Source organism: Ewingella sp. AOP9-I1-14 (assembly GCF_052375995.1).
Taxonomy (GTDB): Bacteria; Pseudomonadota; Gammaproteobacteria; order Enterobacterales; family Enterobacteriaceae; genus Ewingella; species Ewingella allii.
On sequence record NZ_JBQSVA010000006.1, the window covers coordinates 57,775 to 69,961 of the forward strand.

Annotated in this window: 12 protein-coding genes; 8 read left to right on the plus strand and 4 right to left on the minus strand. The window is 55.8% G+C overall.

What is annotated here, in order from left to right:
• Positions 1 to 11: 11 nt before the first annotated feature.
• Positions 12 to 2,867, minus strand: a complete 2,856-nt coding sequence (uvrA, locus tag ACT3RT_RS16350; RefSeq protein WP_353503499.1) for an excinuclease ABC subunit UvrA — start codon at positions 2,865 to 2,867, stop codon at positions 12 to 14.
• A 324-nt stretch (positions 2,868 to 3,191) separates the two neighbouring features.
• Between uvrA and ssb1 the strand changes: the two genes are divergently transcribed.
• Positions 3,192 to 3,728, plus strand: coding sequence for a single-stranded DNA-binding protein SSB1 (gene ssb1 / locus ACT3RT_RS16355; RefSeq protein ID WP_353503498.1), 537 nt, complete (start codon positions 3,192 to 3,194; stop codon positions 3,726 to 3,728).
• 148 nt (positions 3,729 to 3,876) lie between these two features.
• Positions 3,877 to 4,452 (plus strand): DUF1349 domain-containing protein, encoded by a 576-nt coding sequence (locus tag ACT3RT_RS16360; protein ID WP_353503496.1) that lies wholly within the window; start codon positions 3,877 to 3,879, stop codon positions 4,450 to 4,452.
• Between the two features lie 15 nt (positions 4,453 to 4,467).
• Here ACT3RT_RS16360 and ACT3RT_RS16365 read toward each other — a convergent pair whose 3' ends face one another.
• Positions 4,468 to 4,953, minus strand: coding sequence for a hypothetical protein (locus tag ACT3RT_RS16365; RefSeq protein ID WP_353503495.1), 486 nt, complete (start codon positions 4,951 to 4,953; stop codon positions 4,468 to 4,470).
• A gap of 152 nt (positions 4,954 to 5,105) precedes the next feature.
• Between ACT3RT_RS16365 and ACT3RT_RS16370 the strand changes: the two genes are divergently transcribed.
• Complete coding sequence (locus ACT3RT_RS16370; protein ID WP_496203340.1) at positions 5,106 to 6,563, plus strand: aldehyde dehydrogenase family protein; 1,458 nt, start codon at positions 5,106 to 5,108, stop codon at positions 6,561 to 6,563.
• Complete coding sequence (locus ACT3RT_RS16375; protein WP_496203341.1) at positions 6,563 to 7,519, plus strand: AraC family transcriptional regulator; 957 nt, start codon at positions 6,563 to 6,565, stop codon at positions 7,517 to 7,519. Before ACT3RT_RS16370 ends, ACT3RT_RS16375 begins: the two co-directional genes overlap by 1 nt.
• Positions 7,520 to 7,522: 3 nt before the next feature.
• Here ACT3RT_RS16375 and ACT3RT_RS16380 read toward each other — a convergent pair whose 3' ends face one another.
• Entirely contained in the window at positions 7,523 to 8,416 is an 894-nt protein-coding gene (locus ACT3RT_RS16380; protein ID WP_353503492.1) for a LysR family transcriptional regulator, read from the minus strand.
• Positions 8,417 to 8,555: 139 nt separating this feature from the next.
• Here ACT3RT_RS16380 and ACT3RT_RS16385 point away from each other — a divergent pair, with 139 nt between their 5' ends.
• The 3 genes from ACT3RT_RS16385 to ACT3RT_RS16395 all read left to right on the plus strand — a co-directional run bounded on the left by ACT3RT_RS16385 (position 8,556) and on the right by ACT3RT_RS16395 (position 10,148).
• Complete coding sequence (locus ACT3RT_RS16385; protein ID WP_485902313.1) at positions 8,556 to 9,299, plus strand: SDR family oxidoreductase; 744 nt, start codon at positions 8,556 to 8,558, stop codon at positions 9,297 to 9,299.
• A gap of 256 nt (positions 9,300 to 9,555) precedes the next feature.
• Positions 9,556 to 9,804 carry an AbrB/MazE/SpoVT family DNA-binding domain-containing protein gene (locus ACT3RT_RS16390; protein WP_353503490.1) on the plus strand — a complete coding sequence of 83 codons (249 nt, stop codon included), beginning with the start codon at positions 9,556 to 9,558 and terminating at the stop codon, positions 9,802 to 9,804.
• A complete protein-coding gene (locus tag ACT3RT_RS16395) occupies positions 9,804 to 10,148 on the plus strand; it encodes a type II toxin-antitoxin system PemK/MazF family toxin (protein ID WP_324254481.1) in 345 nt (114 codons plus the stop codon). The genes ACT3RT_RS16390 and ACT3RT_RS16395 overlap by 1 nt, the downstream gene beginning before the upstream one ends.
• A 19-nt stretch (positions 10,149 to 10,167) precedes the next feature.
• On the opposite strand, the gene ACT3RT_RS16400 is transcribed toward ACT3RT_RS16395, so the two are convergent.
• A complete protein-coding gene (locus tag ACT3RT_RS16400) occupies positions 10,168 to 11,076 on the minus strand; it encodes a DMT family transporter (protein WP_353503489.1) in 909 nt (302 codons plus the stop codon).
• Positions 11,077 to 11,255: 179 nt separating this feature from the next.
• Here ACT3RT_RS16400 and ACT3RT_RS16405 point away from each other — a divergent pair, with 179 nt between their 5' ends.
• Complete coding sequence (locus ACT3RT_RS16405) at positions 11,256 to 12,134, plus strand: helix-turn-helix transcriptional regulator (RefSeq protein ID WP_485902316.1); 879 nt, start codon at positions 11,256 to 11,258, stop codon at positions 12,132 to 12,134.
• Positions 12,135 to 12,187 lie beyond the last annotated feature (53 nt).

Below are 12,187 nucleotides of genomic sequence, written 5' to 3' on the forward strand. Positions count from 1 at the left end.
GGTGAGAAGCATTAGGCCGATTTCTTAGCTTTCTGCTTGTGATGCTCAAGGATAGGCTTGAGGAAGCGCGCGGTGTGCGACTCTTTGCACTCCGCTACGGTTTCCGGCGTGCCGGAGACCAAAATCTCACCGCCGCCGCTGCCGCCTTCCGGGCCTAAATCGACAATCCAGTCCGCCGTTTTAATCACGTCCAGATTATGCTCGATAACCACGATGGTGTTGCCTTGGTCACGCAGCTGGTGCAATACCGCCAGCAACTGCTGAATATCCGCAAAGTGCAGACCGGTGGTCGGCTCATCCAGAATATACAGCGTCTGGCCGGTGCCGCGTTTCGACAGCTCACGCGCCAGTTTCACACGCTGGGCTTCACCGCCGGACAGCGTGGTCGCTGACTGGCCGAGGCAGATGTAAGTCAGGCCGACGTCCATCAGGGTTTGCAGCTTACGCGCCAGCGCAGGAACGGCGTCGAAGAAATCACGCGCTTCTTCGATAGTCATTTCCAGCACTTCGTGAATGCTCTTGCCCTTGTACTTAATTTCCAGCGTTTCGCGGTTATAGCGTTTGCCTTTGCACTGGTCGCACGGCACATAAATGTCCGGCAAGAAGTGCATTTCGACCTTAATCACGCCATCGCCCTGACAGGCTTCGCAGCGCCCGCCCTTGACGTTAAAGCTGAAACGCCCCGGATTGTAGCCGCGCGCGCGTGACTCAGGCACGCCGGCAAACAGCTCGCGAACCGGAGTGAAAATGCCGGTATAAGTGGCCGGGTTAGAGCGCGGAGTTCGGCCGATTGGGCTTTGGTCGATGTCGATCACTTTGTCGAAGTGCGCCAGACCGTCGATTTCACGATAAGGTGCCGCTTCGGCGATGGTCGCGCCGTTCAGCTCGCGCTGGGCCAGCGGGAACAGGGTGTCGTTAATCAGCGTCGATTTACCCGAGCCGGACACGCCGGTGATACAGGTAAACAGGCCCACCGGCAGCGTCAGGGTGACGTCTTTCAGGTTGTTGCCTTTGGCACCAGACAGCTTCAGCACTTTGGTGGGGTCGGCCGGGACGCGTTTCTCTGGCAGCGCGATTTCACGTTTGCCGCTGAGGAACTGGCCGGTCAGCGAGGCTTCCACCGCCATGATTTGATCCACCGAGCCTTCTGCCACCACTTCACCGCCGTGGACGCCAGCGCCCGGACCGATATCGATGACATAATCTGCGGCGCGGATCGCGTCTTCGTCGTGCTCGACCACAATCACCGTGTTTCCGAGGTCGCGCAGGTGGATCAGGGTTTCCAGCAGGCGTTCGTTATCGCGCTGATGCAGGCCGATTGACGGCTCATCCAGCACGTACATCACGCCCACCAGGCCAGCACCAATCTGGCTAGCCAGGCGGATACGCTGCGCCTCGCCGCCGGACAGGGTTTCTGCCGAGCGCGAGAGAGAGAGGTAGTTCAGCCCGACGTTGACCAAGAATTTCAGGCGGTCGCCAATCTCCTTCAACACTTTCTCAGCAATCTTGGCGCGCTGGCCGCTGAGTTTCATGTTTTGGAAGAATTCCATCGCATGACCAATGCTGAAATCAGAAATCTGCGGCAGCGTGGTCTCCTGCACAAACACGTGGCGCGCTTCTTCGCGCAGGCGGGTGCCTTTACAGGACGCACATGGGCGGTTGCTGATGTATTTGGATAACTCTTCGCGCACCGCGCTGGACTCCGTCTCTTTATAACGGCGCTCCATGTTGTGCAGCACGCCTTCAAACGGATGGCGACGAATCGAGGTGTCACCGCGATCGTTAATGTATTTAAACTCGATAGTGTCCTTGCCGGAGCCGTGCAGGATGGCGTGTTTTACGTCGCTGCTCAGCTCGCTATAAGGCGCTTCCACGTCGAATTTATAGTGCTCGCCCAAGGAGCGCAGCATCTGGAAGTAGTAGAAGTTGCGGCGATCCCAACCACGGATTGCGCCACCCGCCAGCGAAAGCTCTGGGTTTTGCACCACGCGTTCAGGGTCGAAGAACTGCTGTACGCCTAAGCCGTCACAGGTCTGGCAGGCACCGGCCGGGTTGTTGAACGAGAACATGCGCGGTTCCAGCTCGCTCATGCTGTAGCCACAAATCGGGCAAGCAAAGTTAGCGGAGAACAGCATCTCGTCGGCTTTCGGGTCATCCATGTCGGCGACCACGGCGGTACCGCCGGACAGCTCCAGCGCAGTTTCGAAAGATTCCGCCAGACGCTGGGCGATGTCTTCGCGCACTTTAAAGCGATCCACCACCACTTCAATGGTGTGCTTTTTCTGCAACTCCAGCTTCGGCGGATCGGACAGATCACAGACTTCGCCATCAATACGGGCGCGGATGTAACCCTGCGCCGCCAGATTTTCCAGCGTCTTGGTGTGCTCGCCTTTACGATCTTTGATGATGGTCGCCAGTAGCATCAGGCGCTGGCCTTCCGGCTGCGCCAGCACGTTGTCGACCATCTGGCTGACGGTCTGCGCTGACAGCGGCACATTGTGGTCCGGGCAGCGCGGCTCACCCACGCGGGCAAACAGCAGGCGCAGGTAGTCGTGGATTTCAGTGATGGTACCGACCGTCGAACGCGGGTTGTGCGACGTGGATTTCTGCTCAATCGAAATCGCCGGAGAAAGACCTTCGATATGGTCAACGTCCGGTTTTTCCATTAAGGATAAAAATTGGCGAGCATAGGCTGACAGCGACTCAACGTAACGACGCTGGCCTTCCGCATAGAGAGTATCAAACGCCAGTGAAGATTTGCCTGAACCCGATAAGCCGGTGACAACAATCAGTTTGTCGCGCGGGATAATCAGGTTGATATTCTTGAGATTATGGGTGCGTGCGCCCCGAACTTCGATCTTATCCATTCATCATTCCCGGATTAACGTGATAGCTCACCGTGCCGATGGCCGTCGCTCAATCTGTATCGCGGCGGTCAACGAATCGGGCACAGAGAAAGAACATAACGGGCAATTATGACACAAAATAAATCTCCTCGCACAAGAAAACCTGAATGTATATCCAGTATCCCATGTAACGATCGAGGGTTTCATAAACAAACTGGAATGAATCTTCCAAGGAATGACATCCTTGGTACGGACGCTACGTTTTATGGTTATAATGGCACAAAGTGAATTCCTCACCTTCAAACTGTGGTTTCAACCACGACATACATCATCAGGAGAATCCACATGGCCAGCAGAGGCGTAAACAAAGTCATTCTCGTCGGTAACTTGGGTCAAGACCCAGAAGTCCGCTACATGCCTAACGGCGGCGCCGTAGCCAATATCACTCTGGCGACATCTGAAAGCTGGCGCGACAAAGCGACCGGCGAGCAGAAAGAAAAAACTGAATGGCACCGCGTGGTGTTGTTCGGCAAGCTGGCTGAAGTGGCAGGCGAATACCTGAAAAAAGGCTCTCAGGTTTACATCGAGGGTGCACTGCAAACCCGTAAATGGACCGATCAGGCTGGCGTTGAAAAATACACCACCGAAGTGGTTGTTAACGTGGGCGGCACCATGCAGATGCTTGGCGGTCGTGCCGGCGGCGGCGCACCTGCAGGCGGCGGTCAGGCTTCTGGCGGCCAGAGCGGTTGGGGCCAGCCTCAGCAGCCACAAGGCGGCAACCAGTTCAGCGGCGGTCAGCAAGCTCGCCCAGCTGCGCAAAACAACGCGCCAGCCCAGAACAACGAACCACCAATGGATTTCGATGACGATATCCCGTTCTGATCCTTTGCCCTCAGCGGCAATATGACTCAGAAACTATGGTCCTTCAGCACTTGGGTCCATAAACAAAGAAGCCCCGAAAGGGGCTTTTTTGTTTTTTCGGCCATCCCCTCTATCCTTACCTTTTCACTCTTTAGCCCAGGAACAGCCCATGAATTCTACTCCTCGCTGGATTAACCCGCCGCAACAGTGGTCGGAGCAAGATGGCGTGCTGCGCGCCGTGACTGATGACACCACCGATTTTTGGAGCAATACCTGGTACGGCTTCAACCGTTTTAGCGGGCATGTTTATGGCTGGGACGTGGCAGAAGACTTCACCCTACAGGTGCGGGTGCGCAGTGATTTCACCACGCTGTACGATCAGGCGGGCATCATGGTGACTGCCGACGAGAGCCACTGGCTGAAGGCGGGCATCGAGTTCAACGACGGCCAACCGATGATTGGGAGCGTGCTGACCAATGAGAATTCTGATTGGGCGACGGGGATTTTTTCTGGCGATCCGCGAGATTTTTGGATGCGCGTCACCCTGACCGAAGGCTGCCTGCGGGTGCAATACTCCACGGATGGCCGGGTCTGGCCGCTGCTGCGTTTATGCCCATTCCCCGGCGCGAAAAGCATTCACGTTGGCCTGATGTGTTGTACGCCGCAGCGTGCCGGACTGGCAGTGGAATTCAGCGACATCAGCCTCACCAAAGCGTTGAAAAAAGAGCTGCACGACTTGTCGTAAATTCAGGTTGTAGACTTACAGCTCGAACTTCGCGCCTTGCACCACAATCTCTTCGAACTGCAAATGGTGCATGAATTCGCGCAGGATCAGCAGCGTGGCGGCGAAGTCATTGCCCTCGGGGATGCCTTCAAAGCTGGCCGGTCGGCCATTAATCACTAAGGCCAGACGATCAAAAGTGCGCTCCACGGCCTCCACCGACAGCGGCATCTGTTCATTTTCCGCCACCCCGGCCAGCCGCGCGATCGCACGAATGTCGTTATCACTGCTGCTCACTCGCGCCCCTGACGGGATGTCGTGGCGTACGCGCATCAGCTCGTCTTCCACCACCATAATGGCATTTTCCAGCTCGGCGGGCGTCGGCGGCGTATGGCGAAAATAGGCCAGCGATGTCAGCTCGGAACCCAGCGTTAGCGGCAAATGTAGGTCTTCGCGCCCGGCGGTGCGAACCGTGATGTCAGTCTGTTCAGGGCCAATATGCAGAAATACGCTAGATGTGGTCATCGCTCTTCATACTCCAATCGTTGATGATTCAACTTACTCCCGAACAGCAGGATTAGGCAATCCTTCCACAGTATCGGTCTATCGCTGATTTCTCTTCGCCACCTAACATGATTGTTCATTCACTGAGCGGCTTGGCCGCAGCGGAGTCATTCATGTCATCCCCAACGATAAAGCAGATCAACCAGATTTATATCAACGGCCAGTTTGTCACCCCGCACGGCAGCGAAGTGATGGACCTGATAAACCCGGTGACCGAGCAGATGGTCACGCAGGTGCGTCTGGCGGATGAAGTTGATACCCAGCGGGCGATTGCCGCCGCCAAAGCGGCTTATGTCAGCTACTCGCAGACCAGTAAAGCCCAGCGTATCCAATATTTGCAACAATTGCATGACGCCGTGCTGGCGCGGGCCGATGAGCTGGAAGCCGTGATGATCGCCGAATACGGCGGCGCAGGTTGGATGGCAAAAGGCACGGTAGCGCGCTCCTCCGGCGCTTTCCTGCAAACCATCAAGTTGTTGCAGGAGTATGATTTTGTTCGTTATGTCGGGCAGGCGAAAGTGGTAATGGAACCCATGGGCGTCGTCGGCCTGATCACGCCGTGGAACGCCAACTATGGCTTTATCACCAACAAAATGGCGACGGCTCTGGCGGCGGGAAGCACGGTGGTGATCAAGCCGAGCGAGCTGAGCGCGGCGCAGACGCAAATCATCACCGAATGCCTGCACGACGCCGGACTGCCGCCGGGCGTCTTCAATATCGTCACCGGGCGTGGCGACGTGGTCGGCGCAGAAATCACTCGCCACCCGGACATTGCCAAAATCTCCTTTACCGGTTCGACGCTGGTGGGTAAAACCATCGCGCGCGGCGCGGTGGACACCATGAAACGCGTCACGCTCGAGCTGGGCGGTAAGTCGGCCAACGTGATTCTGCAAGATGCCGATTTGGAAAAGGCGATTCCTTTGGCGTTGACCATTGGCACCATCAATAACGGGCAGGCCTGTCTGGCCGGGACTCGCCTGCTGGTGCCGCAGAGCCGTTTTGAAGAGGTGAAAGCGCAGATTAAACGCTCCATTGGTCAGCTTACCGTCGGCGACCCGGCCAAGAGCGATGTTTTCATCGGCCCATTAGTCACCGCCAAGCAGTATCAGCGCGTGCAAAACTACATTCGTCAGGGCGTGGCAGAAGGCGCAGTGCTGCTGTGCGGGGGCGAAGGGCGCCCAGAAGGGCTGGAGAGCGGCTATTTCGTCAAACCGACGGTGTTCGTCAACGTGACGCCTGAAATGACCATCGCCCGCGAAGAGATCTTTGGTCCGGTTATCTCAGTGCTGACCTACAATAACGTTGAAGAGGCCATCGCCATGGCTAATGACACGGTGTATGGCCTGCACGGCTACGTGAGTGGCCAGAACCTTGAGCAAGCGCGCTACGTGGCGTCGAAAATCGTCGCCGGGCGGGTGTTCATCAACGGTATGTACGACGTGCCCGATGCGCCGTTTGGCGGCTTCAAGCAGTCGGGCATGGGCCGAGAATTTGGCACCTATGGGCTAGAGGCGTATCTTGAGCCAAAGAGCATTGTTGATGACCAACCGCTAATAACGAGCAACGCATAATGAATCGACAGCCAGAGAGTCCGCCAACAAGCCGTTCACATCTCGAGGATTCGCCGACGCTGCACAAGCTGCGTCAGCGGGTAACGGCCTGCTATGCCGGTCTCGACGCCAGTGAAGTGACGCTGCAAACCGCGCTGCCCTGGCTGTCTTTCATTCGCTACGCCGAGCCGACCGACATGAAGAAGGGCATGCTGGAACCCGCGGTGTGCATGGTGTTACAGGGTGGAAAGCGCGTGCTGATCGGCCAGGAAGTGACGGATTACGGTGCGGGCAGCTACGTGCTGGCCGCCATCGATATGCTGATTGCCGGGCAAGTGGCGCGGGCGACGCAGGATGAGCCTTACCTTGGCGTACGCATTGACCTGAATATCCCGGAAATGGCCGACCTGCTGATCGACATGAAAGTCGCGCCGCCCACAGGGCAAGGCAGCAGCGTGGCGGCCTACGTGGCGCATTCTGACGAGCAGTTACAGGACGCTTTTTTACGGCTGATTAGCATGCTCGACAACCCGCAGGAGCTGCAGGCATTGGGCGGACTGGTGAAAAAGGAGATCTTCTACCGGCTGATCACTAACCCAAAATGCGATGCGTTTTACCACCACCTGCTTTCCTATTATCAGGGCAAAGGGGTGAGCGACGCGGTGATATGGATTAAACAGAACTTCACCAAACCGCTGCGCATGGAGGAGTTAGCCAAGCTGGTGGGCATGAGCGTCTCCAACCTGCATCATCGCTTCAAGGCGCTAACGGCCATGAGTCCGCTGCAATATCAAAAGCAAATTCGCCTGCTGGAAGCGCGACGTTTACTGTTGGCGGGGGACCTCGACGCCGCCACGGCGGCTTTTCAGGTCGGTTATGAAAGCCCTTCGCAATTTAACCGTGAGTATCGCCGCTCTTTTGGCGCGCCGCCGTTGCAGGACATTGAACAGCTCAGGCTGGTCAGCATGGTGCTGTAACACTTACTGATTCCTGGCCGCAAACTCCTTCACCATCCAGTCAATAAACACCCGCACTCTTGGCGACAGCTGGCGGTTGCGCGGGTAAAGCAGGGAAACTTGCATCGAACCAGGGGGGAACTGCGGCAAAATCTGCACCAACGCGCCGCTTTGCAAATCCTCGGTTAAACCATATTTTGGCACCTGAATAATCCCCAGCCCGCGTCTGGCCGCTTCTTTCATGCTCTCTGCGCCGGTCACCGAAAGCGTGGTGGGTAGGGTCACAGAATGCACTTTCCCCTCGACGTTGAACACCAGTGGCAATAAGCCGCCGGTGGCGGTCGAGCGATAGCCAATCATCTGATGTCCCTGAAGATCTTCCAGCGTTTTTGGCGTGCCGACGCGCTGCAAATAATCAGGGCTGGCGCAGGTTATCTCTTCAAGCTGCCCCAGCGATCGCGCCACCATATCGCTGTCTTTTAGCTCCCCGGCGCGGATCACGCAGTCGATGCCTTCGCGTACCAAATCCACCAAGCGATCCCCTTCGCTCAGCACCATTTCTATGTCGGGATAGCGCGCCAGAAACTCCGGCAGGCCCGGCAGGACGAAGTAGCGCGCCATGGTGCCGTGCACGTCTACCCGCAAAATCCCCTTGGGCCGTGCTCCGGCAAAAGCCATCTCGGCCTCCTCGACGTCAGCTAAAATCCGCAAACAGCGCTGATAATAAGCTTCACCATCCAGCGTCGCGCTGACGTGGCGAGTGGTGCGCTGCAACAGCCGGACATTCAGCCGCTGCTCCAGCTGTTTGATGGCGTCGGTGACGGTTGAACGTTTTAAATCCAGATCCTGCGCTGCCTGGGTAAAACTGCGCAGTTCTACCACGCGGGTGAACAGCCGCATGCTGTCGAGTTTATCCACCTTTGGCTCTCTTTATTGTTCGAATTATTCGGATAGTGTTAACGAATATTAGGTAATTATTCGAAAAGTTCAATGGACTACTCTCTGTTCAACGGTAAGCAACGCTGCTGACTAATTAATCAATGACGAGGAAGAGAACATGACAACCACAGCTCAAAACAAAGTGGCTTTAGTAACGGGCGCGTCACGGGGTATCGGCGCGGCGATTGCAGAACGTTTGGCGAAAGAGGGTTTCACCGTGATTGTGAACTACTCCCGTGGTGCTGAAACCGCTGACGCGTTGGTGCAGAGAATCGAACAGGCGGGTGGCCGCGCAGTGAGCGCACAGGCAGACGTGAGTGACTCTGCGGCTGTGGCAAAAATGTTTGCCAGCGCCGAGCAGGCTTTCGGCGGCATCGACGTGTTGGTCAATAACGCGGGCGTAATGCCGCTGTCGAGCATTGCTGATACTGACGATGCCACCTTCGACAGCCTGATTGATATCAACCTGAAAGGCACCTTCAACACCCTGCGCGAAGCGGCGAAAGGCATGCGTAACGGCGGCCGAATCATTAACTTCTCTTCAAGCGTGGTGGGCCTCTACCAGCCAACGTACGGCGTCTATGCTGCCACCAAGGCGGCGGTGGAAGCCATGAGCCGGGTGTTAACCAAAGAGCTGCGAGGGCGCCAAATCACCGTCAACTCGGTAGCTCCAGGCCCAACGGCCACTGACCTGTTCTTCAACGGTAAGTCAGAGCAACTGATTGAAACCATTTCAAAAGTGGCTCCTCTGGAACGCCTCGGCCAGCCAGAAGATATCGCCGCCGTGGTAGCCTTCTTGGCTGGTCCTGATGGTGCATGGATCAATGGCCAGACGTTGCGCGCTAATGGCGGCATCATCTAAATCCCCGTCATACTTCAAGTTGTGGGGGGGGGGGGTTGGCTGCGCTTGCTCACCCCGGTCACATGGATGACCGCACCGAGCTGTTCCGCCGTATTGGGTTGGAAGATTTGTTGAAGCCTGTGATGTAAGAGCGTTTATTGCAGAATTTTATCTGAAGGCAGATCTGATATTTAAATGATAAAGCCCGTCACTGCATAGTCAGCGGCGGGCTTTATTGCGTATACTCTTTGTAGATACATTGATGAAGGAATATACGATGCGAACACAAGCTACATTACAGAAATGGGGTAACAGCATTGCGCTCAGGCTGTCAGGAAATTTGAAGTCGATTCCACAGTTTGAAGAAGGGGATGTCGTAGACGTCGAAATTACGGAAGAGGGTTTGCATATTCGTAAAGCCGAGAAGAAAAACGTGACGGAAGCAGATTTACTGATGGGATTGAGTGCCTACACCGCCCATGCGGATGAATTGGTAGAACCTAAGGACAGGGAGTTAGATTTTTGATTTATATACCCAAACGCGGAGATATTTGCTGGCTGGATTTTGAGCCGACGAAAGGCAAAGAAATAGGGAAGTACCGTCCAGCCCTTATCCTCTCTCATGAAACTTACAGCACCGTCACTGGCTTGGTGATATGTACACCGATCAGCAGCAGTATTCGGGGAGCGCCGACGGAAGTATTGGTCAATAACCTTGAAACTCCTAGTGTTGTCGCCACCACGTTAATTCACACACTTGATTGGCGGCAGCGTAAGGCCAAGTTTATTGTCCGAGCTGAACCTCAGCTTTTTGATGATGTACTTGCCAGAATCATTCCGCTGATTGGTGGAGAAAGTCTATTGGCCTGATCCCTCAGGCCAACCCGATTTAACTCAATGCTTTATCCGTTTTACGCCATCCGCTGAACCAGTTAGGTTTGGCGAACATCACGAAATTCCCCAGCAGGATCATGCCGAGCCCAATCACTGCGTTAACGTGCCACTGATAGCCTTCGCCGAAAGTAGAGACAGTTAGCGCCACCAGTGGGAACAGCAGGGTGCTGTAAGCCGCTTGGCTGGCCCCGATACGCCCGACCAGGCTGAAATAGATGCCGAACGCCACTACCGAGCCGAACACGGCGAGGTAAATCAGTGAGCCGATATACTGCGGCGTCAGGTCGATGGCGAAGGATTCACCCTGCGACAGGGCCAGCGCGCCAATCACTGCGGTGCCATAAAACATCGCGTAAGTGTTGGTGGAGAACACGTCCAGCCCGCGATTTTTGTGGCGGGTGCTGATCATATTGCCCAGCGAGAAACCGTAGGTGCCGAGCAGGCTCAGGCCAATGCCTTTGAGTAATTCTGGCGCGATATGGGACGCGGAAAGGTCGTGCCAGAACAGGGTCACAATGCCCGCCAGACCGAGGATAGAAGCGGGGATCAGCGTTGGCGCGAGCTTTTGGCGGAAGAACAGCATGCCGTTAAAGGCATTGAACAGCACTGACATGGAGAAAATCACCGATTCCAGCCCGGTGCTGATATAGGCCGCAGCATGGTAGAAGCAGTAGAAGTTGAAGCTGAACACGCAGCAGCCCTGCACCATGCAAAACAGGTGGTCGCGCAGCGGCAGGCGGCGCAGGCGGCGGGTTGCCAGCATGACAATCAGCATCAGGATGGCGGCCAGCAGGAAACGATAAAAAATAGAAACTGACGCAGGAACATCACCTTGCTGAAGATAAATAGCAAACCACGTCGTGCCCCAGACCAAAATAATCGAAATATATAACAGCGCGTTCATGTTCAATCCCCGGTATAGAAAGGCGGAATTCTGCGGCATTTGCCGCGACCGCGCTTGCACCGGGCTGCTGGGGTTTGCATATTCTTGCGCTTTTTTTCAGGGTGAAAGCTCAAAAACTGGCCTCCGCACCCGCCAAACCGTTACACTTAGCGCTCTCATTTATTCCAACGGTGCGCACCATGGGCAAGGTTTATCAGGCGTTCGAAACGCTCAGGAAGCATCATGCTGTCCTGCACGACAGCGTGGAGTTAGGCTCTGGTATTAAGCTCGCCGCCTGGTCGAACAAGAATGACTGCGTCACGCAGGAGAATCCTGACCACCATACGCTGAGCCTCTACGTGGCGGATGGCTATGAAACCTACCATAAAACGCGCTCCGGCTGGCGGAACGGCGGTGGCCCGGATCGCTTTTGCATCATGCCCAAAAATAATGTGTCGAGTTGGGACGTGCGCGACGATCTCTCCTTCGTGCATCTGTATTGCAGTGATGAGCATCTGCTGCATTTGGTCGAGCAGACGTGGGAACGCACACCGGCGAGCATTCAATTGGAAGAGCGAACTTTTGCCGAAGACCCGCAAATCACGCTGCTCTATCGCCAGTTTTTGCTCAGTGGCCAGTGGCAGGAGCGTAGCAACCACCTGATGCTCAGCAGTGCCTCCACGCTGCTGATGGCCCATCTGGTGAAGAACTACACCCAGCTGCAATGGGCCTTGCCGACGGTGCGCGGCGGGCTGGCGCCTGCGGTGCTTAACCGGGTGAAAGAGTATATTCACGCTAATCTTTCCCAGTCACTGCTCTTGGCCGAGCTGGCGGCCTTGGCGGAGCTGAGCGAATTCCACTTTGCCCGCATGTTTAAACAGAGCATGGGCATGGCGCCCCATCAGTATGTGATGAATGCGCGGCTGATTCAGGGCGAAAACTTACTGCGCGGCAGCGCGCTGGACGTCACGGCGATTGCGCTGGAGTGCGGCTTCAGCTCGACCAGCCATTTTAGTAATCGTTTCAAAGCTATGCGCGGCATCACGCCGACCGAACTTCGCCAGCAAATCTTGCGCTAAAAAGTCCATTCCCTCCTTGTGTATTTCAGTGTTAGCTTATGATTTAGTGAAAT